The organism is Chryseobacterium sp. SIMBA_029, from assembly GCF_046535275.1.
GTDB lineage: Bacteria > Bacteroidota > Bacteroidia > Flavobacteriales > Weeksellaceae > Chryseobacterium.
Genome location: NZ_JAWRXA010000002.1, coordinates 306,470 through 333,071 on the forward strand (window position 1 = coordinate 306,470; position 26,602 = coordinate 333,071).

19 protein-coding genes are annotated in these 26,602 nt (G+C 35.3%); 12 read left to right on the forward strand and 7 right to left on the reverse strand.

The window, feature by feature from the left end; genetic code table 11:
• Position 1: 1 nt before the first annotated feature.
• The 5 genes from SB679_RS04630 to SB679_RS04650 all read right to left on the reverse strand — a co-directional run bounded on the left by SB679_RS04630 (position 2) and on the right by SB679_RS04650 (position 5,570).
• Positions 2–1,234, reverse strand: coding sequence for a polysaccharide ABC transporter ATP-binding protein (locus SB679_RS04630; protein WP_410701242.1), 1,233 nt, complete (start codon positions 1,232–1,234; stop codon positions 2–4).
• Positions 1,235–1,273: 39 nt separating this feature from the next.
• The gene (locus SB679_RS04635; RefSeq protein WP_410701038.1) at positions 1,274–2,122 is read right to left on the reverse strand and encodes an ABC transporter permease; all 849 of its coding nucleotides are present in this window, start codon (positions 2,120–2,122) and stop codon (positions 1,274–1,276) included.
• A 174-nt stretch (positions 2,123–2,296) separates the two neighbouring features.
• Positions 2,297–3,160: a glucose-1-phosphate thymidylyltransferase RfbA gene (rfbA, locus tag SB679_RS04640; RefSeq protein WP_410701039.1), complete on the reverse strand. Its 864-nt coding sequence runs from the start codon at positions 3,158–3,160 to the stop codon at positions 2,297–2,299.
• A 12-nt stretch (positions 3,161–3,172) separates the two neighbouring features.
• Complete coding sequence (rfbB, locus tag SB679_RS04645) at positions 3,173–4,252, reverse strand: dTDP-glucose 4,6-dehydratase (protein WP_410701040.1); 1,080 nt, start codon at positions 4,250–4,252, stop codon at positions 3,173–3,175.
• Positions 4,253–4,256: 4 nt separating this feature from the next.
• A complete protein-coding gene (locus tag SB679_RS04650; RefSeq protein ID WP_410701041.1) occupies positions 4,257–5,570 on the reverse strand; it encodes a UDP-glucose dehydrogenase family protein in 1,314 nt (437 codons plus the stop codon).
• Between the two features lie 215 nt (positions 5,571–5,785).
• Here SB679_RS04650 and rimP point away from each other — a divergent pair, with 215 nt between their 5' ends.
• The 3 genes from rimP to infB all read left to right on the forward strand — a co-directional run bounded on the left by rimP (position 5,786) and on the right by infB (position 10,540).
• Positions 5,786–6,253: a ribosome assembly cofactor RimP gene (rimP, locus tag SB679_RS04655; RefSeq protein WP_410701042.1), complete on the forward strand. Its 468-nt coding sequence runs from the start codon at positions 5,786–5,788 to the stop codon at positions 6,251–6,253.
• Positions 6,254–6,269: 16 nt separating this feature from the next.
• Positions 6,270–7,505 carry a transcription termination factor NusA gene (gene nusA, locus SB679_RS04660; protein ID WP_410701043.1) on the forward strand — a complete coding sequence of 412 codons (1,236 nt, stop codon included), beginning with the start codon at positions 6,270–6,272 and terminating at the stop codon, positions 7,503–7,505.
• Between the two features lie 77 nt (positions 7,506–7,582).
• On the forward strand, positions 7,583–10,540 hold the full coding sequence (gene infB, locus SB679_RS04665) for a translation initiation factor IF-2 (RefSeq protein ID WP_410701044.1): 2,958 nt from the start codon (positions 7,583–7,585) through the stop codon (positions 10,538–10,540).
• A gap of 487 nt (positions 10,541–11,027) precedes the next feature.
• Here the strand turns inward: infB and SB679_RS04670 are convergent, their stop codons facing one another.
• On the reverse strand, positions 11,028–11,180 hold the full coding sequence (locus tag SB679_RS04670) for a hypothetical protein (protein WP_410701045.1): 153 nt from the start codon (positions 11,178–11,180) through the stop codon (positions 11,028–11,030).
• Positions 11,181–11,461: 281 nt separating this feature from the next.
• Between SB679_RS04670 and SB679_RS04675 the strand changes: the two genes are divergently transcribed.
• The 8 genes from SB679_RS04675 to pckA all read left to right on the forward strand — a co-directional run bounded on the left by SB679_RS04675 (position 11,462) and on the right by pckA (position 25,041).
• The gene (locus tag SB679_RS04675) at positions 11,462–14,305 is read left to right on the forward strand and encodes a SusC/RagA family TonB-linked outer membrane protein (protein ID WP_410701046.1); all 2,844 of its coding nucleotides are present in this window, start codon (positions 11,462–11,464) and stop codon (positions 14,303–14,305) included.
• A gap of 11 nt (positions 14,306–14,316) precedes the next feature.
• Entirely contained in the window at positions 14,317–15,783 is a 1,467-nt protein-coding gene (locus SB679_RS04680; RefSeq protein ID WP_410701047.1) for a RagB/SusD family nutrient uptake outer membrane protein, read from the forward strand.
• A gap of 137 nt (positions 15,784–15,920) precedes the next feature.
• On the forward strand, positions 15,921–17,861 hold the full coding sequence (locus tag SB679_RS04685; RefSeq protein ID WP_410701048.1) for a putative porin: 1,941 nt from the start codon (positions 15,921–15,923) through the stop codon (positions 17,859–17,861).
• A 12-nt stretch (positions 17,862–17,873) separates the two neighbouring features.
• Positions 17,874–19,460, forward strand: a complete 1,587-nt coding sequence (bshC, locus tag SB679_RS04690; RefSeq protein ID WP_410701049.1) for a bacillithiol biosynthesis cysteine-adding enzyme BshC — start codon at positions 17,874–17,876, stop codon at positions 19,458–19,460.
• Between the two features lie 38 nt (positions 19,461–19,498).
• A complete protein-coding gene (locus SB679_RS04695) occupies positions 19,499–21,427 on the forward strand; it encodes a LysM peptidoglycan-binding domain-containing protein (protein WP_410701050.1) in 1,929 nt (642 codons plus the stop codon).
• Between the two features lie 68 nt (positions 21,428–21,495).
• The gene (fabD, locus tag SB679_RS04700; protein WP_034708353.1) at positions 21,496–22,371 is read left to right on the forward strand and encodes an ACP S-malonyltransferase; all 876 of its coding nucleotides are present in this window, start codon (positions 21,496–21,498) and stop codon (positions 22,369–22,371) included.
• A gap of 17 nt (positions 22,372–22,388) precedes the next feature.
• A complete protein-coding gene (locus SB679_RS04705) occupies positions 22,389–23,294 on the forward strand; it encodes a GYDIA family GHMP kinase (protein WP_410701051.1) in 906 nt (301 codons plus the stop codon).
• Between the two features lie 127 nt (positions 23,295–23,421).
• Complete coding sequence (gene pckA / locus SB679_RS04710; RefSeq protein WP_317740674.1) at positions 23,422–25,041, forward strand: phosphoenolpyruvate carboxykinase (ATP); 1,620 nt, start codon at positions 23,422–23,424, stop codon at positions 25,039–25,041.
• A gap of 122 nt (positions 25,042–25,163) precedes the next feature.
• Here the strand turns inward: pckA and SB679_RS04715 are convergent, their stop codons facing one another.
• On the reverse strand, positions 25,164–25,574 hold the full coding sequence (locus SB679_RS04715; RefSeq protein WP_410701052.1) for a type II 3-dehydroquinate dehydratase: 411 nt from the start codon (positions 25,572–25,574) through the stop codon (positions 25,164–25,166).
• A gap of 471 nt (positions 25,575–26,045) precedes the next feature.
• Here SB679_RS04715 and SB679_RS04720 point away from each other — a divergent pair, with 471 nt between their 5' ends.
• Positions 26,046–26,594 (forward strand): hypothetical protein, encoded by a 549-nt coding sequence (locus SB679_RS04720; protein WP_410701053.1) that lies wholly within the window; start codon positions 26,046–26,048, stop codon positions 26,592–26,594.
• Positions 26,595–26,602 lie beyond the last annotated feature (8 nt).

Here is a 26,602-nt window from a genome sequence, read left to right on the forward strand (position 1 = left end):
ACTACATCCATATTACAGGAGGACTTATGATTCCATTGTCAGTATCTCCGGTAATAAAGTTATCATGCCCTGTCTCAATAATATTAAGCTGGATGCCTCCTTTTATAGCATCATATAGTTCGACTGCCGGAGTATCTATGGCGATAGAAAGCATATAGGTGTTCGGGATTAATTTACCGCCTTCGATCTTTATTTTTAAATTGTTTTCCTTACCTTCAATCACCTTTCTGGTAATAAAGATTACATTTTCAAATTTATCTAAAACAGCAATGTTTACTCTCACACCATTTTTCACACTTCTGTTGATGAAATCTAAATCAATATTAATATCATCATTATGTCCAAACTCAATTGTTTCTACAGATTTGTTATTGTATATTTTGACTTTTTGAATCTGCGCTTTTTTACTTATATCTTCAACATATTTAAAGGCTGTAGTAGGCGATAGCTCGTTAATGATATAGTTTTCCAATACGCTATGCATCGTCCCCCGATAGGCAACTTCTCCATTTTTTAGTAAAATACCCGATGTACAAAGTTGCTTAACAGCCGCCATATTGTGGCTCACAAAAAGAATAGTTCTTCCTTCTCCTTTGGTCACATCATTCATTTTTCCTAAGCACTTCTTTTGAAATTCAGCATCTCCTACGGCCAGCACTTCATCTACAATAAGAATTTCAGATTCTAAGTGGGCTGCAACAGCAAATGCCAATCGGACATACATTCCTGAAGAATATCTTTTAACAGGAGTATCAATATATCGTTCTACTCCAGAGAAATCTACAATTTCATCGAATTTGCTTCTGATTTCTTTACGAGTCATTCCTAAAATGGCCCCGTTCAAGAATATATTCTCACGTCCTGTCATTTCCGGATGAAAACCTGTTCCTACTTCTAATAAAGAAGCGATCCTTCCGTTGGTGTATATTTTTCCGGTAGTAGGTTTGGTTACTTTACTCAATAACTTTAGTAATGTAGATTTTCCTGCACCATTTCTTCCAATGATACCCACGGCTTCTCCTTTTTCTATTTCAAAGTTGATATCACGAAGTGACCAAACATATTGAGAATCTCCTTTTATAGTTCGATCATTTGTCTCTCCAATTTTCAAATAAGGGTCTTCTTTTCCTCTTACTTTATACCAGAATCTATTGAGATCATGAGAGAGTGTTCCTGTACCCACCTGTCCGAGGCGGTATTGTTTTGATATATTTTCTGCTTTTAAGGCCAGCATATTTTTTTTCAATTTATATTTTTAAAGAAAAGGGAATAATTATACGGTATCCATGAAGGTTTTTTCAACTTTGTTGAAAATAACGACTCCTATTGATAAGATGATGAGAATAATAAATGTGCTGATTGCCAGCATTAATGGCGAAAAATCGCCAACACCTAACCATGCATACTTAAAGCACTCAAAAATACCCGTCAAAGGATTGTAAAATGCCAGCTCTTTGAAAACACCGCGAAGGGCAGAGGTAGGGTAAATAACAGGTGTAGCATACATATACAAACTTATACCAAACCCTAACAACATACTAAGATCCTTGTATTTTGTTGTCAAAGCTGAGAAGATCATTCCCACTCCTAAAGCAAATAATGCCATTAGAATAATTAGGAAAGGAGTGGCTAATACCCATATATTAGGGTGAACCTGCCCTTTTGCCAAGTAATAGCCCCAAGCAATAAGAAACAACATAAACTGTACTCCAAAACGCATTAAATTGGATAATACAATAGAAAGAGGGGTTACAAGCCTTGGAAAATATACTTTTCCAAATATACTGGCATTGCCTATAAAGGTAGAAGATGTTCCTATTAATGAGGTTGAGAAATAATTCCAGAGGGTAACACCGGCCAGGTAAAATAGTATTGGTGGTGCATCATCTGTAGGTAAATTGGCAATTCTTCCAAAAACAATAAGATAAGTGATGGTCGTGAAGATAGGGTTGATGAAAAACCAGATAGGCCCTAGGATAGTTTGTTTAAAACTGGATATAAAATCTCGTTTTACAAACATATAGATCAGATCTTTATATCTCCAGACCTCTTTGAGTTTCAAATCAAATAAAGAATGGCTATCTTCAATTGTTTCTGTCCACTTTTGTTGTGGTTCATTCATTTGTGTAAATTTTTTACAAATTTATAATAATTAATTCGTTCGCAGTTTTTTGTTTTATGAATTATTATTTACATAAAACCAGAAATCGACAACTAATATATTAATATTTGTTGTTATGAACAAAAACTATTGGCCATAAAGCCAATAGTTTGTGAAATTTATAAAATCGGGATGTTATTTTTTTACGAGCTGTTTCAGGTATTCACCATAGCCGCTTTTTCCATATTTTACTGCTGTTTCCAGTAGTTTCTCTTCATTAATGAATTTATTTCTGAAAGCAATCTCTTCTATGCATCCAATTTTGAAACCTTGCCTTTTTTCAATAACGCTTACAAACTCGGAAGCATCATGAAGAGAATCGAAAGTTCCTGTATCCAGCCATGCAGTTCCTCTGTCTAGAACACCAACTTCAAGTTTGCCTCTGTTCAGGTAAACATTATTGACATCGGTGATCTCAAGCTCTCCTCGTGGAGAAGGTTGTATGTTTTTGGCAATTTCTACCACTTCATTGTCATAGAAATATAACCCGGGAACAGCGTAATTAGATTTTGGATTGGTCGGTTTTTCCTCAATAGATACCGCTTTAAGGTTATTGTCAAATTCTACAACACCATATCTTTCAGGGTCTGAAACATGGTATGCAAAGACAACGCCTCCGCTTGGATTGGTCTTGTTTTTCAATAATGTTCCCATTTCGGATCCATAAAATATATTGTCACCTAAAACCAATGCAGCTGAATCGTTACCTATGAACTGATCACCTAAAATAAAAGCTTGTGCTAAACCGTCCGGACTTGGTTGTACGATGTATTCTATATTGCATCCGATTTGTGAACCGTCTCCCAGTAATTTAATAAAACCAGCCTGATCGTGTGGGGTAGTAATAATTAAAATGTCTTTAATTCCTGCCAGCAGTAATGTTGAGAGCGGATAATAAATCATCGGTTTATCATAAACCGGCATCAGCTGCTTGCTTACTGCAATGGTGAGAGGGTAAAGTCTGGTTCCAGACCCGCCTGCTAAAATGATACCTTTCATCTTCTTTGTGTTTTAGTTATACTGGTTGTTGTAATATTTTTGGTAGTCTCCGCTGGTTACGTTTTCTAACCATTCCTTATTTTCAAGATACCAGTCGATTGTTTTTGAAAGACCTTCTTCAAATGTTACAGAAGGTTTCCAACCTAAATCCTTATTTAATTTTGCTGCATCAATAGCATAGCGTTTGTCATGACCAGGTCTGTCTTTTACAAAAGTGATCAGCTTTTCAGAATGACCTTCCGGTTTTCCTAATTTAGCATCCATTTGTTTGATAAGCTCTTTTACAAGATCAATATTCTGCCATTCGTTGAAACCTCCGATATTGTAAGTTTCCCCAGTTTTAGCTTCGTTGAAAATTTGGTGGATAGCTTTGGCGTGATCAATTACAAATAACCAGTCTCTTGTGTATTTTCCGTCACCGTAGATAGGTAATGGTTTTTCGTTGATGATATTCGAGATACAAAGCGGGATTAATTTTTCTGGAAAATGATTCGGTCCATAGTTATTAGAACAGTTGGATACGATAAAAGGCATTCCGTAAGTATTACCATACGCTCTTACCAAATGGTCAGAAGCTGCTTTGGATGCTGAATACGGAGACTGTGGATCATATGAAGTAGTTTCAAGGAAAAAACCTGTTTCTCCTAAACTTCCATACACCTCGTCTGTAGAAACGTGATAAAATAAGTTCGTTCTTTTTTCATCTGGGAATCTTCCGTGAGTATGGTCTGGGTTCATTGTCCAGAATTCTTTACATAGATTCAGAAGGTTGGCTGTTCCATTTACATTCGTCTCGATGAAAGCCATAGGATCTGTAATGCTTCGGTCTACATGACTTTCAGCCGCTAAATGTACAACGGCATCCGGATGGTATTTTTCAAATACTTTTCTTAATTCTTCAGGTTTTGTAATGTCTGCCTTTTCAAATACATAATTGGGTTCATTTTCAATATCCTTTAAATTTTCCAGATTTCCGGCATACGTAAGAGCATCAAGATTGATGATGGTAGAATCCGGATTGTTTTTTACAAACTCTCTTACAACATGGGATCCGATGAATCCTGCACCGCCCGTGATAATTATATTTTTCATCTATTTATTTTGAAATTGTCTTTCTTCCTATACTTTTATAATAGAACCCATTTTGTTCTGGAATTTCCAGTGGGTACATGTTTCTTCCGTCAAAAATAACCTTATTTTTCATTTTTTTGGCAATAAGGTCAAAGTTTGGGTTTTTAAATTCCGGCCATTCTGTAGCAATGAATAAAGCATCTGCGTCTTCCAGTGCATCATACATTCCTTTGGCGTATTGTATTTGATCGCCGAGAAGTTTTTTTACGTTATTTTCAGCAACGGTGTCATACGCAACAATTTTCGCGCCTTTTTTTAATAGTAATGCAATATTGTCTAAAGAGGATGCCTCCCGGATGTCGTCTGTATTAGCTTTAAAGGCCAATCCCCACATTGCAATTTTTTTTCCTTCGATGCTGCCTCCGAAATATTTTTCAATTTCAGAAACTAAAATTACTTTTTGAGTGTTATTTACATTTTCTGTGGCTTCAAGAATCTGAAAATTAAAATCTTCCTGCTTTCCGGATTTTATCAATGCTTTTACATCCTTAGGGAAACAACTTCCTCCGTACCCGATTCCTGGAAACAAAAATCGGTGTCCTATTCTGTCATCACTCCCCATTCCTAATCTTACTTTATCAACATCTGCACCTACTTTTTCACAATAGTTTGCAATTTCATTCATAAAGGTAATTTTTACAGCTAAGAATGAATTGGCAGCATATTTTGTAAGTTCGGACGATTTTTCATCCATAAATATAATAGGAATTCCAATATTGGTAAATGGCTGGTAAATTTTAGCCATAATGTCCTTTGCTTTTTCGGAGTTTGCTCCTACAACCACTCTCGAAGGGTTCATGGAATCTTCAACGGCAAAACCTTCCCGCAAGAATTCAGGATTGGAAACCACATCAAAAGGGATGTTTGTTTTTGAAGAAACAGCTTCTCTTACTTTATCCGCTGTTCCTACGGGAACTGTACTTTTATTAACGATGACCTTGTATTCGGTCATTTGTTCGCCGATATTATTGGCTACCTGTAAAACATAAGAAAGATCTGCCGAACCATCCTCTCCGGGAGGGGTAGGTAAGGCTAAATAAATGACCTCACTTTTGTCCAGTGCTTCTTTAAGATTGGTGGTGAAGAATAGTCTTTCGGACTGAATGTTTCTGTGGAACATCTCTTCAAGGTTCGGCTCATAGATGGGAACTACGCCGTTTTTTAAACCTTCTACTTTTTTTTCATCAATATCAACACAGTATACTGAATTGCCAAGCTCTGCCAGGGTAGTCCCAGTGACTAATCCTACATAACCTGTTCCTACAATCGTTATATTCAAAATGTCTGTTTTTTAAATTCAAGGACAAAAATAATAAAAATACCTTCACGGTGTCTTTTAATTTACTATAAATGAATTCTAACTTATTTGCTTGATTATAAGATGATTTTGCTTTTTTAGAAAAAATGCGTATATTTGCAATGGATTTACAGAAAATAATGAAAAGGCTTCGGGAGAAAGCCTTTTTTCGTACAGGTAAATCAAGGTAAAATTTTATGGAGTTTAGAAAGAATATAGAAACATTATTAAATGAATTCCTTGAAACCAGAAAAGATTTATTTCTTATTGATTTAAAATTTTCGGCAGGGGATGATATTACAGTGATTTTAGATGGTGATAACGGAGTTACTTTGCAGGACTGCCTTGATGCAAGCCGTGCAGTAGAATTCAATATGGATCGTGAAGAGCATGACTTTAGCCTTCAGGTGATGTCTGCAGGACTGAGCGAGCCATTATCAACTCCAAGACAGTTCAATAAAAATATGGGAAGAGAAATTGAGGTAATGCTCGAGGATTCTTCTACAATCGAAGGGGAGCTGTCCAAAGTGGATGAAGAGAAAATCACACTTATTCTGCGTTACCGTAAACCGAAAGATATCGGCAAAGGAAAAGTAGATGTGGAAGAGGAAAAGGAAATTCCTTACTCTGAGATTAAGAAAGCATTAGTAGTAATTAAATTTTAAAAAGAAAAAAGAATAGATGGATAATATAGCGTTGATTGAATCCTTTGGTGATTTTAAAGACGAAAAGGGGATCAGTAAGATTGATCTTATGGCAATTATTGAAGATTCACTGAAAACACTTTTGAGAAAAAGATTTGATTCAGATGATCATTTTGATGTGATTGTGAACCCTGATAAAGGAGATTTTCAGATATTTTTGAATAAAACTATTGTAGAAGATGAGATGTCTGAAGATGATGATTTGGAAATTGAAATCTCTGAAGCAAAGAAAATTGATCCTACTTTTGAAGTAGGGGAAGATTTTACAATGGAAATTCCTGTTGCCCAATTGGGAAGAAGGAATATCCTTACGTTGAAGCAGATTTTAGCAACAAAACTTCAGGAGCATAACAATGCTATGTTGTATGAGCAGTTTAGAGATAAAATCGGGGAAATTGTTATCGGAGAAATCCACCATATCCGTCACAAACATGTGATCTTGCTGGATGATGAAGACAATGAATTTATTTTACCAAAAGAAAATCAGATTCCTTCCGACTTCTTTAAAAAGGGAGAGAACATCAGAGCTATTGTAGAAACGGTAGACTTTAAAGGTTCTAAACCGCAGATTATTATTTCCAGAACTGCACCTAAATTCTTAGAAAAATTATTGGAGCTGGAAATTCCTGAAATCCAGGATGGAACGATTATACTTAAAAAAGTAGTGAGAATTCCTGGTGAGAAGGCGAAGATTGCAGTAGATGCTTATGACGACAGAATAGATCCGGTTGGTGCTTGTGTGGGTGTTAAAGGATCTAGAATTCACGGAGTTGTAAGAGAGTTGAGAAATGAAAACATCGATGTTATTCAGTGGTCTAAAAACCCTGAAATTTTGGTAAAAAGAGCTTTAGGGAATGTTACCATCAACAAAATTGATATCAACGAGAATGGAAACTATGCATTAGTATATACGCCTGTTGAAGAAATTTCTAAGGTAATCGGTAAGCAAGGACAGAATATCAGACTTGCTTCTTGGTTAACAGGATATGAAATTGATGTATATAGAGAATCTAGTGAAGACGATGATGTTGATTTGAGAGAATTTAACGATGACATCGAACAGTGGGTTCTGGATGAATTTAAAAAAGTAGGTCTTACTACTGCAAAATCAGTGTTGGATAAAGAGACTGAGAGCCTCTTGAATATGGTTGACTTGGAAGAGGAGACTATTGAAGATGTGAAGCGTATTCTAAGAGAAGAATTTGAAGATTAAGATTTTTTAATAAATTTTAATAACAGTAAAAAGAAATACTTTAATTTTAAGAATTAAAAAAATAGTAAATATAATAGATGCCAAAAATAAGATTAAATAAAGCGGTTAAGGAATTCAACATATCGATGTCCAGACTAGTGGAGTTTTTACAATCCAAGGGGATCGTGGTTGAAGGCAATCCTAACGCTCAATTAGAAGAAGCGGCATATTCTGCATTGGAAGCTGAGTTTGCCAAGGATGGCGAACAACGAAAAGCTTCCCATGAGGTGGTGATCACCAAAGTTCCGGAAGAGAAACTGGAAATTGAGGAAAAGAAAACCCCTGAAGTAATAAGAGCTAAAGCTAATAAACCAGAAACTAAAATTTTAGGTAAAATAGACTTGGAGCCTAAGAAGCCCGAAGTTGAAGAAGCTCCTGCAGCTCCAGTTGCACCGGTAGTAGAAGAAAAGAAAGAAGAAGTAGTGGTGATACCGGTACCTGAACCTGAAGTTAAAGCGGCTCCTGAAAAACAGGAATTCAAAGTTCTGGATAAAATTGATTTGTCCCAAATAGAAACGAGAAATAGACCGGCTAAAAAAGATAAGCCAAAAGTGGAAGAGAAAAAAGCGGAGGAAAAACCAGCTGAGCCGGTGAAAGAAACTCCAAAACCAGTGGCTGAGCCAGCGGCTAAGCCTGTTGAGGTAAAAACAGAACCTCGAAAGAACGAATTTGAACCTCAGGAATCTCAAAAAATTGAGACAGTTTATCAAAAACTAGACGGTCCTAAGATTGTTGGTGAAAAGATTGACTTATCTCAGTTTGCACCGAAACCAGGCTCCGGAGCTAAAAAGAAAAGAAAGAGAATTGAGAAGCCGGGTGGTAACAATACTCCTCAAAATGGAGGTAATAACCAACAAGGCGGAAATAATAACCAGCAAGGTGGTGGAAACAGACCTAATACGGGTCCTCAAGGAAACCGTCCTCCAGGGCAAGGTGGCCCAGGTGGAAACCGTCCTCCGGGACAAGGAGGTCCAGGTGGAAACCGTTTTGGAAATAACCAAGGAAATCGTCCTCCAGGTCAAGGTGGCGGGTTCAAAAAACCAGGTCAGAACAATAACAGACCAGGACAAAGAACGATGCCTGTTGAACTTACTGATGAGCAGGTTAAAAACCAGATCAAGGAAACCCTTGAAAAACTTACTAATAAAGGAGGTAAGTCTAAATCTGCAAAACACAGAAAAGACAAGAGAACATACCGTAGAGAACAGGACGAACGTCAGCAGGAAATCGATGCTCAGGACAGAACATTAAAAGTAACTGAATTCATCACAGTAGGTGAATTAGCGAGCTTAATGAATGTTTCTCCTACAGAAGTGATCTCTGCATGTTTCTCTCTTGGAGTAATGGTAACCATGAACCAAAGACTGGAAGCTGATACCTTATTATTAGTAGCAGACGAATTTGGATATAAAATTGAATTCTCAGATGCTGACTTGGAAGAGGTAGAATCTGAAGAAGATATGGATACTGAAGAAGATCTATCTTCTAGAGCACCAATTGTAACTGTAATGGGTCACGTTGACCACGGTAAAACATCATTACTAGACTACATCAGAAAAACAAACGTTATTGCCGGTGAGTCAGGAGGTATTACTCAGCACATTGGAGCATATAATGTAAAATTAGAAAACGGACAAAGAATTACATTCTTAGATACACCTGGTCACGAAGCGTTTACCGCAATGAGAGCCAGAGGTGCTCAAATCACCGACATCGCAATTATTGTGATTGCAGCGGATGATGATGTGATGCCTCAAACAAGAGAAGCAATTTCTCATGCGCAGGCAGCAGGCGTACCAATGATTATTGCTTTGAACAAAGTAGACAGACCATCTGCAAACCCGGATAATATCCGTCAGCAGCTTTCTGGAATGAATATCCTGGTAGAAGAATGGGGAGGAAATGTTCAGGCGCAGGAAATTTCTGCGAAATTTGGTAATAACATGGACGTTCTTTTAGAGAAAGTATTACTTCAGGCAGAGATGCTTGACTTAAAAGCTAACCCGGATAGAGCAGCTCAAGGTGTTGTTATTGAAGCTTCATTAGATAAAGGTAGAGGATATGTTGCTACAATGTTAGTACAAACCGGTACCCTAAGAGTTGGAGATTATGTTGTGGCAGGTAAAAACCACGGTAAAGTAAAAGCAATGCTTGATGAAAGAGGTAGAAACCTTAAAGAAGCCGGCCCGTCAATTCCTGTTACTATTTTAGGTTTAGATGGTGCTCCAACAGCAGGTGATAAATTTAAGGTGTATTCTGATGAAAGTGAAGCTAAAGCAATTGCTAATAAGAGAGAGCAGCTTCAAAGAGAACTTTCAATAAGAACTAAAAAGCATACTACTCTTGAAGAACTTGGAAGAAGAATTGCATTAGGTGAGTTCAAAGAATTGAACATTATCCTGAAAGGGGATGTGGATGGTTCTGTAGAAGCACTTTCTGATCAGTTGCAGAGATTATCTACGGCAGAGATCAATGTAAATATCTTGCATAAAGGAGTTGGACAGATTACTGAATCTGATGTTAACTTAGCAACGGCTTCCGATGCAATTATCATTGGATTTAACGTAAGAGCTGGTGCAAATGCTAAAGATCTAGCTGATAAAGAAGAAATCGAAATCAGGACATACTCAGTAATTTATGCTGCTATTGATGAGGTGAAAGAAGCCATGGAAGGTATGCTTTCTCCTGAGATCAAAGAACAGGTAATTGGAAATGTTGAAATTAGAGAAGTATTCAAAATTTCTAAAGTTGGAACAATTGCAGGATGTATGGTCCTTTCAGGAAAAGTTACCAGAAGTTCTAAAGTAAGAGTTCTTAGAGACGGTATCGTTAAGTTTGAAGGTGAATTGGAAAGCTTGAAGCGTTTCAAAGATGATGTGAGAGAAGTAACAAAAGGTTACGAATGTGGTCTGAACTTAAAAGGCTATAATGATATTGAAGTAGGTGATATCCTTGAAGTATACGAGGAAGTAGCTGTTAAAAAGAAGTTGAAATAATAATCTTCTGAATATATAAAAAACCACTTTGTAAAAAGTGGTTTTTTTTGTGCATTACAATGAGCTTTATAGTGTTTTTCGAAAATTTCAGTCTATTGACAGGTGGTAAGAAACTAGCAAAATTCAATTACTGTCATTTTATTCTGATTTAAAAATTCAATTTATGGGCATATTTTTGATCCCAAACCCAAAAAATGAGCTGCAAGTTTAGTTCGCTTATTGAAAACAAGTTTTATATTTTGAAACCTAGAATAATTCCCTTTTTTGAGTAATATTCTCTTTTTAAAATGGGCTAAGGTTTAGATGAGGAAGCGAAAAGCCTGCTGTGAAAGTAAATGTTAAGATACTTTAAATTTTGATTTCTCTGTAATGTGAAAAAACTATTTTTTTAATATTATGATTATATTTTTTTTAAGGTTAAAAACAGGTGACTTTTTGGAGATTTTTAAGGACTAATTTGACATTAAAATTTCATCAGAATCTATTTTTAGTGAAATTTCATTTTTAATGTATTTTTTTTAAACCATGAAGTTTTGATGATGACTAAAATAGAAGCAAACTCATTGATATAAGCAATCTGGATAGGAATGCTTTGGAAAAATAGGTTGAAATAATTTTCTTCTAAATGTATGAAAACCACTTTTTTATAAAGTGGTTTTTATATTATTTTCGATCTTTTTAATTTGTATTAATTCTAAATAACATTTTTTGTATTGATAATAATGTGTTAAAAATTTTTCTAAGTGTTAAAAATTTGCATTTTATGGAATAAAAACTGAGTATTGTTATTAAATCTCATTTGTTTAGTGTAATATTTCAAGTAATGTGTGAAAAAAAGTGTAAGATGTGTAGGAGAAAAACTTGCAAATGTTAATATTTATTAACATATTTGCCCATTAAAATATATTAAAATTTGTTAATATGAATGTTAAACTACGTGTATTAAGTGCTGGGGCTCTGTTTTTCTTAGGACAGGTGGCTTATGCGCAAAAAACAAAGAAGGATACGGCTAATGCTACTCAAATTGATGAGGTAGTAATGGTAGGATTCGGGCAAAAGAAAGCTGTTAAAGAGATTACAGGATCTGTAGGAACTTTGAAAGCAGATAAACTTAATGATTTGCCGATTGCATCTCCTGAAGCAGCTTTAATGGGTAGAGTAGCTGGTGTTCAGGGTGGTATCGCGTCAGGTCAGCCAGGTGGATTTGTAACTCTTCGTATTAGAGGTCAAGCTTCTATTAATGGAAATAACAATCCTATTTATATTATTGATGGTGTTAGAGTAATGTCTGGCGATCCAACAATTAATAATACTACGGGAAATATTTTGTCAAGTTTGAATCCTGATGATATTGAATCGATGACTGTATTGAAAGATGCTGTTTCGACTGCTGTCTATGGTGCAGATGCTGGAGCTGGAGTTGTTATCATTACAACAAAGTCTGGAAAATCTGGAAAGCCAAGATTTAACTTTTCAACATCATATGGTATCAATAAATCTGCGGTAAAACAACCGGGAGTTTTGAATGCAAGCCAATTTAAAAAATATGCAACAGATGCGCTTAGTAATTATGCTAATTTTAGTTCTGATGACGCATATCAATATCTAGTTGATAATTATTGGTCACCTTATGAAAATAATGAAACAGACTGGAGAAAAATTGTTGAAAGAAACAATGCCGCACAAAATGACATCAACTTTACTGCATCAGGTGGAAGTGATAAATTTAAATATTATTCTTCTTTTGGAACTTTTGATCAGGAAAGTATTTATAAAAATTCTGATTTTAAAAGATTTAGTGCTTCAACAAAATTGGAATATAAGGCTACGGATAGATTAACAATCAATACAGATTTTCAGATTGCTAATTCGACAACGAGAACACTTCCTAATGGAGGAGCATTTGCAAATCCAGTGTTAGCAAGATTCTTTACCTCTCCTTTAGAACCTGCTTACAACCCTGACGGATCTATCTTTTTAGGATCTCAGGATGATGGAACTTATAATGGCTTGCCACTTAGTGGACTTTTCAATCCAGCTGGAATATTGGCATATAACACCAATAAGGCTAATTCAACCCGTTTGTTTGCTAACCTTGGAGTAGGATATAACATCTTGAAAGGCTTAAATTATAAATTTAATTTTGCTCCGGAATATGTTGTAACGGAAGAAGATGAATATTTATCTCCAGTGTATGGTGATGGCTTTAATACCAATGGTAGAATGACTTCAAGTTCTGTGCGTTATTTCAACTTTAACGTATCGAATGCTTTAAGTTATGGATTCACTCTTGCAGATAAGCATAAATTTAATGCAAGTATCTTCCAAGAAGCGTATAAGACAAACAGTAGAACGTTAGCTGCAACAGGACAGTCTGTAGCGTTAAGTACATTAGATAATCTTTCTAGCTTTGTGGTACCTATTGATCATACAGGAGTAATTCAAACTACTTCTAGATCTGGTTATGGAGCATCTTTAGGATATAACTATGATGGCTTTTTAAACGTTGATTTATCAGGAAGAAGAGATGCTGTTTCATACTTACAACCAGGTAACAAAGGAGGGAATTTCTGGTCAGCTGGGGTAGGATTTGACATAGCAAAACTATTGATTCCTCAAAATGACTATTTAAATTCATTAAGATTAAGAGCTTCTTATGGTAAAGTAGGTAACAGAGTTTCTGTGTCTCCTTATGCTACTTATTCTTATACAATTAATTATAATAACTTCGCAGGTGCTAGTTATGGAGGATTTAATAACCCTAATTTACAGTGGGAAACTGTAAATCCTTTCAATGCTGGTCTTGATTTAAGCTTTTTCAAAAATAATTTAACGATTACGGCTGAATATTTTAATAAGAAAACAAAGAACTTAATTTATAATATTCCATTATCAACAGCACAAGGTTTAGGGGCTTATTATGATAATGTTGGAGATTTAGTGAACAAAGGTTTTGAATTCACAGCGAATGGTAATATCTTAACGCCGGCTTCTAAAGGAGGATTTGCATTAAGCTTAGACGGAAATATCTCTACATTAGATAATAAAGTTACCAGTCTTTATCAAGGTAAAGATGTAATTTCTGGTTCTACAATATTAAGACAGGGAGAAACAGTGAGTAGCTGGTATATGAGAAAATGGGCTGGAGTTGATCCTGCGAATGGTAACCCACTATGGTATGTGAATGGTGTAGATGGAGCTACAACGAGTAATTATAGCCAAGCTCAGCGTGCAATTCAAGGATCTCGTATTGCTAAAGTGTATGGAGGTTTAGGATTAAATATGTCTTATAAAAACTTTTCAGTAAGTGCACAAGGTACATTTAGTTTTGGAGCTAAGATGTATGATGACTGGGCTTTCTACTTACAAGGTGATGGTACAAATTCATATATTTACAATAGTTATGATGATGCGATGGATTATTGGACACCTACTAATACAGGTGCAGCAAATCCAAAACCATTTTATGGAGTTGGTGCTAGAGGAACTGGCTCAACGGCAGCAAATAATACCTCTACAAGATTCCTTAGAAAAGCTGATTTCTTAAGACTTAGTAATCTGAAAGTAGCGTATACATTTGATAAGGACTTCTTACAAGGTGCTCCAATTAATAAAGTTACTGTGTATGTAATGGCGAATAACTTATATACTTACAGATACGACAAGCAGCTTAAATATGATCCGGATATGGCTCTATTAGGTACAAGTAACTTAAACTTACCAGCTCTAAAAACGTATTTAGTTGGATTTAATGTTGAATTCTAAATTAAAAAAAAATGAAAAAATATATTATAGCATTTTCTTTAGCAACAATGGTCGGGTTTTCACTAACCTCTTGTAGCGAAGAATTTATTGCCACTGATTTTGGAAATTCGGAACAGGCAGAACAGATTACAAGTGTTGAGAAATTGCAGTCTTTTGTTACAGGTGCATATGGTTCGATGAGAGATGTTAATTATTACGGAGCTTATTATCAGTTATTTGGTGAGATTAGAAGTGATGAAATGTTCTCAAGAAGAGCTGCAGGATATTTTACATCATATGCCAACTTATCAATGACTTCTACGGATGCATATGCAACTGGTCCTTACGGTGTAATTTATGGCGTTGTTACAAAAGCTAATATTGTTCTTAACTCGCCGGATAATCTTACTTGGAGCCAAACCCTGAATCAGGCTACAATCACTGATAAAGTAAATAAAATAAAAGGTGAAGCATATGCAGTTCGTGCATTAGCATTTTTTGACTTATTAAGACTATATGGTCAACAATATTCTAATGGTACTAAAGGAATTGTAATTCCAACAAAATATGATCCTAAGGCTAATATGGCTAGGGCAAGCGTAGCTGAAACACAAGCTCAAATTGAGTCTGATTTCGCAAAATCTATAGCACTATTAGAAGACAATCAGTTTAACAATACTGCAAATAGAACTGAGCTTAATATACTTTCAGTAAAGGCATTAATGTCTAGATATTACTTATACAAACAAGATTATGCTAAAGTTAGACAATATGTTAATGATATTGTTGCTGAAGGGGTTTATAGTGTAGCTGCTAAGGATTCATATGTAATTAGCTGGACATTAAACAACGCTTCTACAAACTCACTATTTGAACTTTCGGTAGGAACAGCAAATGCTTATGGAGCTGCTGGTTTAAATGCAATGATGAATTTTTCTGGGGCATATAAAAATGTAGCAGTTTTACCAACTACTTATAATTTGTTCTCAACTAGTGATGTTAGAAGAAGTGCTGCTACTTTTGATGTTTCAGGTGGATATAGATTCATAAAGCAAAAATATGCTGATACAAGTGGTGCTGATAACATCAAACTAGTTAGATATGAAGAAGTTCTTCTTAATGGTATAGAAGCAGAGCTTAATGGAGGTAGTGTTACAAAGGCTCAAGCTTATTGGGAGCTAATCTTGAAAAATAGATTGTCTGACGTAGTTGATGCTAATGGTAATATTACATCAAGCGTTGCTCAACAAATAGCAGCCTTAGGTCCTATAAATGATACAAAATTAAAAACCGAAAGAAGAAAAGAACTTCTAGGTGAAGGATTCAGAATGTGGGATTTACTAAGATGGGGGCAATCTGTTCCGGTGTATAATTCAACTGGTGGAGGTCTTACAGCGACTTTAAATATTGGTGATACTCGTTTAGCGTTCCCAATTCCACAATCAGAAACAAACGTTTCAGGTACTTTAGTTACATCTAACCCAGGTTACGACAACTAATTATCAAACTTTTATTGATATATAAACCCACAATTTTATTGTGGGTTTTTTATTTCCTTTTATTTCTTATTTTTGCTGTATAAAATCAGAAGTCAAATCGTGCAATACACACTGATCTTATTTAATATAATGAATACATGAAATACCTATTTCTCCTAATATCTTTCATTGGTTTTTTCGCTAAAGCTCAGAAAGTAAATAAAGCCGATTCTGTTAAGATTGTAAAAACAACAGAAGATACCCTTGTCATAGACTCCGGGAAAAAAGACTCTTTAAAAATTTTCAAACCTACGATTAACGATTATCAGTATCAGACTCAGTTTTCTGAAAAGAAAGTCTTCGATACCGTAATGACTTTTGATAAAACCTACATCTTCTCACAATATAATAACAGAGATAATTTTGGAAGAGCACAGGCAGCGAATATCGGAGCAGGATTCAATCCGCTTTCCTATGAAGTCAATGCTGAACAAAATCTATCTTTGTTGCCTACCAATAAATCCTATATGATTATGGGAGCAAATGAAGTAAGATATTATGATGTAAAAACACCTACGGCAACATTTGTGTACCATACCGCAATGAAAAATGGTGCAGCCTTAAAATCAACCTATACCCAGAATATTGGGAAGAGATTCAACTTTGCAGTAGAATATATGGGGCTTCGTTCCCAGGGATTTTATAGAAATTCATTGGCAGCAAATAACAATACGTTGTTTTCAGGACATTATATTTCTAAAAGTGGAAACTATGAACTATTTGCTCACTACCTTCATCAGAACGTCAATAATCAGGAAAGTGGAGGGATTGTTGAAGACGATCTGTTTCAAAGCGGAGACAGCAACTACAGCAACCGACAGAACGCACAGGTGAATCTGGCTTCGTCCAGTTCTCAGTTTTCATACAGAAGATATTATTTGAGTCATCAGTTTACACCTTTTAACTCAGAAAAATTTCCTTTCAGAATAAGACATACCCTTTCCCATCAGGGAAACAAATACTATTATAATCAGGGCGCGTTAGAACCTTACTGGTATGATAGTGCAGCTGATGTGGTCGCTGGATTTCCACTTACTACAAAAAAATATTCGGAAAATTTGAGCAATACACTTAGTTTGGTTTTTGACAATGAAAAATTCAAGCTTGATGCCGGAGTGCGCTACCAGATGCTTAAATTCGGAATAAAAGATATTATTGCCGTTAATGACGTTGCCTATCCCGGTGAACTTAAAGAAAACAGAATAGGAGCAGTTGGAAATCTTCAGGTAAAATTATTGGACAAGATCCAGTTAAAGTCGTTTGTGGAATTCTCTAAGGGAAGCCAATTCGGAAGCTATCTTAAGACTACCAATAACCTGAGCTATGAACCGATCAAAGATTACCTTATCAATGCCAAAGTTAATTTCCAAAGTGTATATCCTTCATTTAATTATCTCTTAAACACCTCTGCGTACAGTAAATATAATTATTATCTGGAAAATGCAAAAAATCAGACAATAACCGAAATTGGAGGAAATATCAACTTAAAATGGTTCAAGACAGAAATTTTCGCCAACTATTTCAGAATAGATAACTATACCTATTTCGACAGTAATGCAGCACCAAAACAAAGTCAAAGTTCATTAAACATTTCCCAGATCGGAGGTGATGCAACATTCACTTATGGAAGATGGCATCTTAATACAAGAGTTCAGTTCCAGAATGCATTAACCAATAAAGAGCTGTATCCAATGCCCGGATTTATTGGAAGAGCAAACTTCTTCTTTCAGACACAGGCATTCGAGAAAGCAGCTGAAATTCAGGCCGGAATCAAGGTGTATTATTTCTCTAAATTTGCATCCAGAGACTTCTTTCCGATTCTTAACGAATATATTCTACCCAATGCCAATTCGTTTTCAATCGGGGGACAGCCCATTGCAGATATTTACTTTAATATGAAGGTTAAAAAGATGTTCTTCTTTGTTGAAGGACAGCAGATAGGGACCGTTCTTTCTAATAATAAAGCATATGCATTTCCACATTATCCGGTTTATGATTTCAGATTGAACATCGGAATTGTATGGTATATGTTCAACTAAAAGCAAAACAAGTTGAAAACAATAAATAAAATATCGTTTAACGATATAGAAAATATTCCTCAATTGGTAAAAGATTTTTTAAATCAAAACATTGAGGGCTTCGAGGATTATACTTTTTCTCTGGATCATTTTATCAAACAAATCCATCTGAGGAAAGATTCTTTTACCTCAAATCAGAGAGAAGTACTGTCTGAAACCATTGAAAAACAACTTTCAGGTCTTACCCTTTCTATTAAACAGAAAGAAAATATAGACTATCTGAGGCAACCGAATACCTTTACCATTACAACAGGGCATCAGCTTAATCTATTTTCGGGACCTGTTTTCTTTGTGTACAAAATTTTGCAGACCATAAAAACCTGTAGCTATTTAAAAGAAAACTTTCCTGATTTTAATTTTGTTCCGGTATATTGGATGGCTTCGGAAGATCATGATTTTGCCGAAATCAATCATTTTAAAACCGAAAATAATTATTACGAGACCAATGAAAAGTCTGGCGGACCGGTTGGAAGAATCCAAATAAGTGATACTTTCTTTATTTCTGAATTTGAAAAAGAATTTAAAGATTCTGTTTTTGGAACAGAACTGATCTTAATGCTGAAAGAAGCATATAAAGTTGGAAACACCCTTACTGATGCTATCAAAATCTTAGTTAATAGACTTTTCTCTGAATTTGGATTGTTGATCCTCGATGGGGATTCAAAAGAACTCAAAATGCAGATCAGAGACATCTTCAAAGATGAACTTCTTAATAGTAGCCTGCAAAAATCCTCAAAAGAAAAAGTGGATTTTCTGACTGAAAAATATGGAAAGGTTCAGGTGAATCCCCGTGATATCAATCTCTTTTACCTGTCCGATACAAGAGACAGAATTGAATTTGATGGAAACAATTATCATATTGTAGATAAAAATATTCAGTTTACGCAGGAAGAAATACTGGATGAACTGGAAAACTTTCCTGAAAAATTCAGTCCAAATGCTTTGATGCGTCCCGTATATCAGGAGAACATATTACCTAACCTGGCTTACATCGGAGGAAATGCGGAAATTATGTATTGGCTGGAGCTGAAAGATTATTTCTCTCTCATTAATATTCCGTTTCCTATTTTAATTCCCCGAAATTCAATGCTTTTTATTAAAGAAAAAACAATCGGCAAAATTGAAAAACTGGATCTGAAACTGGAAGACTTTTTCCAAAACTTCACTGTGATTACTAACCGCAGAATACTAAAAGATAATACAACGGTGCAATTGCTGGACGAAAAAGAAAATCTTTTAATCACGAATTTCTCTGAACTTAAAGCAGCAGCCGAAACAACAGAAAAATCATTTGGAAATATGGTTAAAGCAGAAGAAGTAAGACAGCTGAAATCATTCAAAAGGATGAAAAAGCGCCTTCTTCATGCCGAAAAAATAAAACAGAATGAACTGCTTGAAAGATTGGAAAATCTATTTTTAGACGTGCATCCTTCTAAAATCTGGCAGGAAAGAGTGTATAACTTTAGTGTATTCTTTTCGGATAGCGGATACGCATGGCTTGAAAATTGTTTGGAGGAAATGGTGGTTCAAGAATCCAAATTAATAATTGTTGCCATTTAATTTTAAAGGAGTATTTTTGTAAATTATAATTCCCAAATATGATAAAGAGGTTTTTTATTCTGTCCAGTTTATGTATGATTTTAGGCGTTTCTGCCCAGAAATCACACACGGTTGTAAAAGGAGATAATCCTTACAATATTGCAAAGAAGTATGGAATAACAGTAGATGAGCTACAAAAGCTAAATCCGAATTTTAAAGACGGAAAACTTGCGATTGGAGATGTATTGACTGTAAAATCAGACAAAAAGGGAACTGCAGCTAAAACCGTCGTTGTAGAAAAAGCAAAATCAGTTTCAGGCAACCAGCTTGGAAAGATTGTTTTGCAGCCTAAGCAAACTGTGTATGGAATTACAAAACAATATCATATTTCTGAAACAGAGTTAAGAAAACTCAATCCTGAATTAGATTCCCATTTGAAAATCGGGGATGAAATCGCACTTCCTCTTGAAAGTATAAAAAAATATGGCGGTGATCAGGCACAAACGCCTGTTGTTACAGTAACAAAAACAGTAGAGACTCAGGTTGAGACACCCGCAACTTCTACGGTAGAAGGAGATACCTATGTTATCCAGCCTAAAGATAACTATTACAGAGTTTCAAAACAGTTTGGAATCAGTCAGCAGGATCTTTTTGCTTTAAATCCCGGATTGGAAGAAAAAGGATTGAAACCTGGTGAAACCATCAAAATAAAAAAATCAAATACAGATACCGTTTCTGAACCTGTAAATTCAAAAACGAAAATAGATTCCGGTACCGAAAAATCTAGTGCACCAGTCACAGGTACAGCAGATGATTATGTGACCTACACGGTTCAGCAGGGGGATACGGTTTTCTCGATCGTGAATAAATTTGGGGTGACAATTGATGAATTAATTGCACTAAACCCGGATCTTTCTAACGGCCTGAAAACAGAAATGGTTTTAAAAATCAAAAAACAGGATCCTGCTTACATCAAAAAAAATGGTGACGCATTGAGCGTTGTCCTGATGCTTCCTTTTGGATATAGTACAAACGAAACCCAATACAGAGCTATGGCTTTGGATTTTCTGACAGGAGCAAAATTGGCAATTGAAAGAAATGCCAGAAACGGGCAAAAACTAGATATTAAAATTGTAGACTCTGGAAATGAAGCTTCATTCAGAAATTCATTAACACAGATAAACCCGGAGAATACAGACCTGATTATCGGACCATTCTTCAAATCAAACGTTATTGATGTCCTTGATTTTACAAAAAATCAAAAAATTCCGGTAGTAGCGCCATTTGCTAATTCTCCGGAACTCTATGGCTACAGCAATTTAATTATTGTTGAAACCAATGATCAGACGTATGCTGATAAAATCGTTGAAGAAGTAAAGGCGGTATATTCAGATCAGAAAATATACATAGTGGCAGATGCCAAAAAAGAAAATGCCAATTATATCAAGGCTGGACTTGAAAAATTGGTTAAAAACCCTAACGTAATCATTGTTAATTCTCCTGCTGAGATTCAGCTGGATCAGAATATGATGACAGGGCAGTCTGTGCCGGTTATCGCTATTATGGCCAATGACAATGATGCAGCAGGCGAAGCTTTTGCCAACAAGGTAATTGCTCTATCTAAAGAGGTTCAGGGAGTGAAAGCTTTCAGTATGTACTATTCACCGGTTTTCGAAAAGAAAGTAGATGAATTGAGCCAGGCGAGTATGGTCTACCTTATGGACAGAAAGATCAATACAGATGGAAACTTTGAAAAAGAAATCCTGGCAGCCTATAAGACCAAATACTGCAAAACACCTCCGAAATATGCTGTGGTAGGATTTGATGTCGTGAATGACATGCTTACCAGAGAAAATAAAAAAGGAGAGATCTTTAAGCAAATGAATAAAGTTCAGACGCAGCTGGCTACAAAATTTGAATTCGTAAAATCTAAAGCAAATGGAGCGTATGTAAATACAGGGTATCGAGTGATTCGTTTGGTGCCTTAATGATTTATATCTGTTTCTAGAATATTATTAACATTATATTTATATTTGCATAATATTTAATTTAGTACATGAAAGCACTTGTATTTCCTGGGCAGGGTTCTCAGTTCATAGGAATGGGAAAAGAATTGTATGATTCTAGAAAAGACATAAAGGACTTGATGGAATCTGCCAATGAAATTTTAGGTTTCGACATCCTCTCTATTATGTTTAATGGAGCAGATGAAGATCTAAAGAAAACAGAGGTTACCCAGCCTTCAATATTCATACACTCAGTTGCTGCCCTGAAAGCAGTAAACGGTCTTGGAGCAGAAATGGTTGCAGGACATTCTTTAGGAGAGTTTTCAGCATTAGTTGCCAATGGAGTTTTATCTTTTGATGACGGTCTGAAATTAGTATCTGAAAGAGCAAAAGCAATGCAGGCGGCTTGTGATGCCAATCCAAGTTCAATGGCAGCGATTTTAGGGTTGGAAGATGCTAAAGTTGAAGAAATCTGTGCACAGATAAGCGGTATCGTTGTTCCTGCCAATTATAACTGTCCTGGACAGCTTGTTATTTCAGGAGAAACAGCAGCCGTTGAAGAAGCTTGCGCAAAACTAAAAGAAGCAGGAGCAAAAAGAGCTTTATTATTGCCTGTAAACGGTGCATTCCACTCTCCATTGATGCAGCCTGCACAAGAGAGGCTGGCAGCAGCAATCGAACAGACAAAATTCAGAAAAGCAACGATTCCTGTTTACCAGAACATCACAACTACAGCGGTGACAAACCCTGACGAAATCAAACAAAATCTGATTGCACAATTAACAGGTCCCGTAAAATGGACACAATCTGTTCAAAATATGATTAAAGACGGTGCTAATAACTTCGTAGAAGTAGGACCCGGAAAAACACTTCAGGGATTGATCAAGAAAATTGACAGTTCTGTAGACGTAGCTTCCGCAATTTAATCTAATAAAAATAAACCATGGGCGAGATATTTTCACCGGGAAAGCTAATGCTTACTTCAGAATATTTCGCAATGGATGGAGCTCTTGTCCTGGCGGTACCTACCAAGCTTGGACAAGAGTTTTTTTTTGAGGAAAAACAGGACGGGAATTCTCTGATATATTGGGAAGCCCATCATCAGGATGTACTATGGCTAAAAACAGTCATTGATTATAAAAACTGGCAGATTCTGGAATCCAATATCCCATCAGCTGCTGAATTTATCCTCAAAACCTTAAAAAATGTTCAGTCTCTATCTGAAACAAAGTTCAAAAGCACAGATTACTACCATATAAAGACTAATCTTCAGTTTCCTGCCGATTACGGACTGGGAAGCAGCTCTACGTTGATGAATAATCTTGCAGAGTGGTCCGATGTAGATCCTTTCTATCTTAATACCATAAGTCTCGGAGGCAGCGGATATGATATTGCTGTTGCAAAAGAAAAGGTAGCAGTACTTTACCAAAATAAACCCGAAATTAAATATGAAAAGGTAGATTTTAATCCTCCTTTCAAAAATGAACTTATTTTTATCCATTTAAATCAAAAGCAGGATAGCCGAGAAGGAATCAACTTTTATAAGTCTAAAAATAAGTCCCCGGAATTGGTTCAAGAGTTTTCGAATCTTACAAGAAATATTTTGTTATGTAATGAATTGGAAAATTTTTCTCAATTAATGATGATTCATGAACAAAAAATCGCCAATTTCCTTGAAATTTCTACTGTTAAGGAGAAATTTTTCCAGGATTGCCCCTCTTTTGTCAAAAGTCTGGGAGCTTGGGGCGGAGATTTTGTGATGAGTGCCAAATTTGGCGGCTATAAGGACTATTTTTGGGGAAAAGGTTTTACGACTGTTTTTGAATGGGTAGACATAATTAATTTATAATCAATATTTTACAATCCTATTTTTTTATTTGTCATTCTGACTTATATCATTATATTTAAACCACCTTTAACAATTAATTAATATTAATTTTGTTGAATCTAAAAAAGAAATAGAAAATATAAGTAAAATGAAACACGCTAAAATCATCCAAGATTTAGAAAAATTAGGAATTAAAGGAGACTATGAATTAATATATAATCCTTCTTATGAAGAATTATATCAGGCTGAAGTCTCTCCTGAGAATCAAGGCTTTGAAGAAGCTGAGCTTACAGAATCTGGTGCGGTATCCGTAAAAACAGGGATTTTTACAGGCCGTTCTCCTAAAGACAGATATATCGTTCAGGATGATGTTACAAAAGATACTATTTTCTGGGACGGTAAAGTAAATTTACCTACTACTTCAGACATTTTCGAATCTTGTAAAGGATTAGTGCTGAATCAGCTTTCAGCTTCTAAGAAAATCTATGTTGTAGATGCTTTCTGTGGAACGAATGCAGATACCAGACTTAAAGTAAGATTCATCGTAGAAGTAGCATGGCAGGCGCATTTCGTTACTAATATGTTTATCCGCCCTTCACATTACGAACTTGAAAACTTCGGGGAACCGGATTTCACAGTAATCAACGGATCTAAAACAACTAATCCAAATTGGGAAGCTCAAGGTCTGAATTCTGAAAACTTTATCATGTTCAACCTTACTGAAAAACTACAGATCATCGGTGGTACATGGTATGGTGGCGAAATGAAGAAAGGAATGTTCGCTATGATGAATTACTACCTTCCATTAAAAGGGATGGCTTCTATGCACTGTTCTGCCAATGTAGGCGAGGAAGGAGATGTTGCTCTGTTCTTCGGTCTTTCAGGAACAGGAAAAACAACATTATCTGCAGATCCTAAAAGATATCTGATTGGTGATGATGAGCATGGTTGGGACAACAATGGTGTATTTAACTATGAAGGGGGTTGTTATGCTAAAGTTATCGACCTTTCTGAAGAGAAAGAACCGGATATTTTCAGAGCAATTAAAAGAGATGCACTTCTTGAAAACGTTGTGGTAAACAATGGGATTGCTGATTATAAAGACGGATCAATCACGGAAAATACAAGAGTTTCTTATCCTATCTACCATATCAATAAGATTGTTCTTCCTTCAAAAGCGGGACATGCGAAAAAAATCGTTTATCTTTCTGCGGATGCATTCGGAGTATTGCCTCCGGTTTCTATTTTAGATGAAAACCAGGCACAATACCACTTCCTTTGTGGATATACTTCAAAATTAGCAGGAACAGAAAGAGGCATTACAGAACCTGAACCATCTTTTTCACCCGCCTTCGGTGAGGCATTCCTTACCTTACATCCAACTATGTATTCTAAAACATTAATTGGTAAAATGAAAGAGCATGGTGCAAAAGCCTATTTAGTAAACACAGGTTGGAACGGAACCGGAAAGAGAATTTCTTTAAAAGATACCAGAGCAATTATTGATGCAATCATTGACGGATCTATTGAAAATGCTCCTAAAACCAACGTTCCGATTATGAATCTGGAGATTCCTACAGAGCTTCCAAATGTTTCTGAAGGTATTTTGGATCCTAGACATACCTATAGCGATGTAGCAGAATGGGAAGAAAAAGCAAAAGATCTTGCTTCAAGATATATTAAAAACTTTGAACAGTACTGCGGTACAGAAGAAGGAAAGAAATTAATCTCTTCAGGACCTCAATTACAGGAACAGACTACTAATTAAAAATAGAAAGCCTCATCATCGATGAGGCTTTTTTATTTGACACATATTTATTTTATCAGACCAGCACAGGTGTTTGCATTATATCTGTGAGAATTTGTGAAAATCTGTGGTCAATATATTATTTAAGATTTTAAGCTCAAAATCGCTAATCTGTATCCATCCATTCCAAATCCAGACAATACAGCATCACTATTAGCTGCGGTCACGGATTTCTGGCGGAATTCCTCTCTTTTGTAAATATTACTGATGTGAACCTCCACTTTTTGCTTCTGAATATTCTTTAAACAATCGGCTATTGCATAAGAATAATGGGTAAACGCGCCCGGATTAATGACTACCGCATCAAAATCATCCTTCTGAAGCCTGTTAATGATTTCCCCTTCAATATTAGACTGATAATAATCCAAATGATAAGATGAAAATTCAGACTGTAATGTTTCCAAATAATCTTCCATGGAAATATTTCCGTAGATCTCAGGTTCTCTTGTGCCCAAAAGATTCAGATTGGGACCATTAATAATTAGGATTTTCATTTAAAAAATTTATTCAAAGATAGATAATTTTCATACGACTGGCTGCATGTGATGTATGGAAAATGGCATGTTGAAATTGCTGTTCAATTATTTCAAAAATAAAATTATGACCACGAAATAATATTGTTAAATAAGAAGAATGAAGTTAATTTTTTGGTATAAAAGTCTCCGTTATCATTAAAAAGAAATCTTTTTTAATTAAAAACAAATGCTATAATATATTTCAATTATCTCCTGAAAATTATATATCTGCAAAATTGATTTTGGTTTTACTAAAATTTTTAGTATTCGATTTTTTATATAAAATTTAAATTGGATGAATTTAAGTAGTGAATATTAGAATTTGACTGTTTTAATATTTTGATTTTCATTGATATACAAAATTTAAGTCATTTTCCTGAATTTGACTTACTGACCTTTTTTTTGATTTATCTATAGAGATACTTTTGTAAATGAATTACAGTAGAGATAATGTTTCAGATAAATTTTCAACTTTTACTAAAAAAGATATTTTGCAGCGTATTGCTGGGAGTATTTCTTTTTGCTCACTGTAAAATTGGAAATGATTCTATTAATAGAGGAAATATTGATAATGATACTAAGACGAATTTTTTTGTCATTGAAGGAACTGTTATTTCCGGAATTGAAAACATACAAGCCGCTGAAGTCAATATTATAGAAAAGAAAGATAATAGGATTTCTAAAATCAGTTCTAAAAAACCTTCTCAACAATTGGATCAAAATGAAAAGGTAGAAGAAAAGAAGTATCCCGCAAAGTATGCTACTAATACAATCAGTATATGCAGAAAGGATTCGGATGAAAAATATCATTCTTTATTGTCCGGAGAATTAAAAGTAATCCATGGGAATCCATATAAGTATGATGGGATTCCAGCTGACCAACAAAAATTTTTTATTTTTTTTTCATACAAAAAATTGGTAATCAATGTCAGGAAGGATTTAATTATTGCACTGGGAATAATTAAATATTGCTGTATCAGGCCCCCACCGATATCCTGAGCCTTATA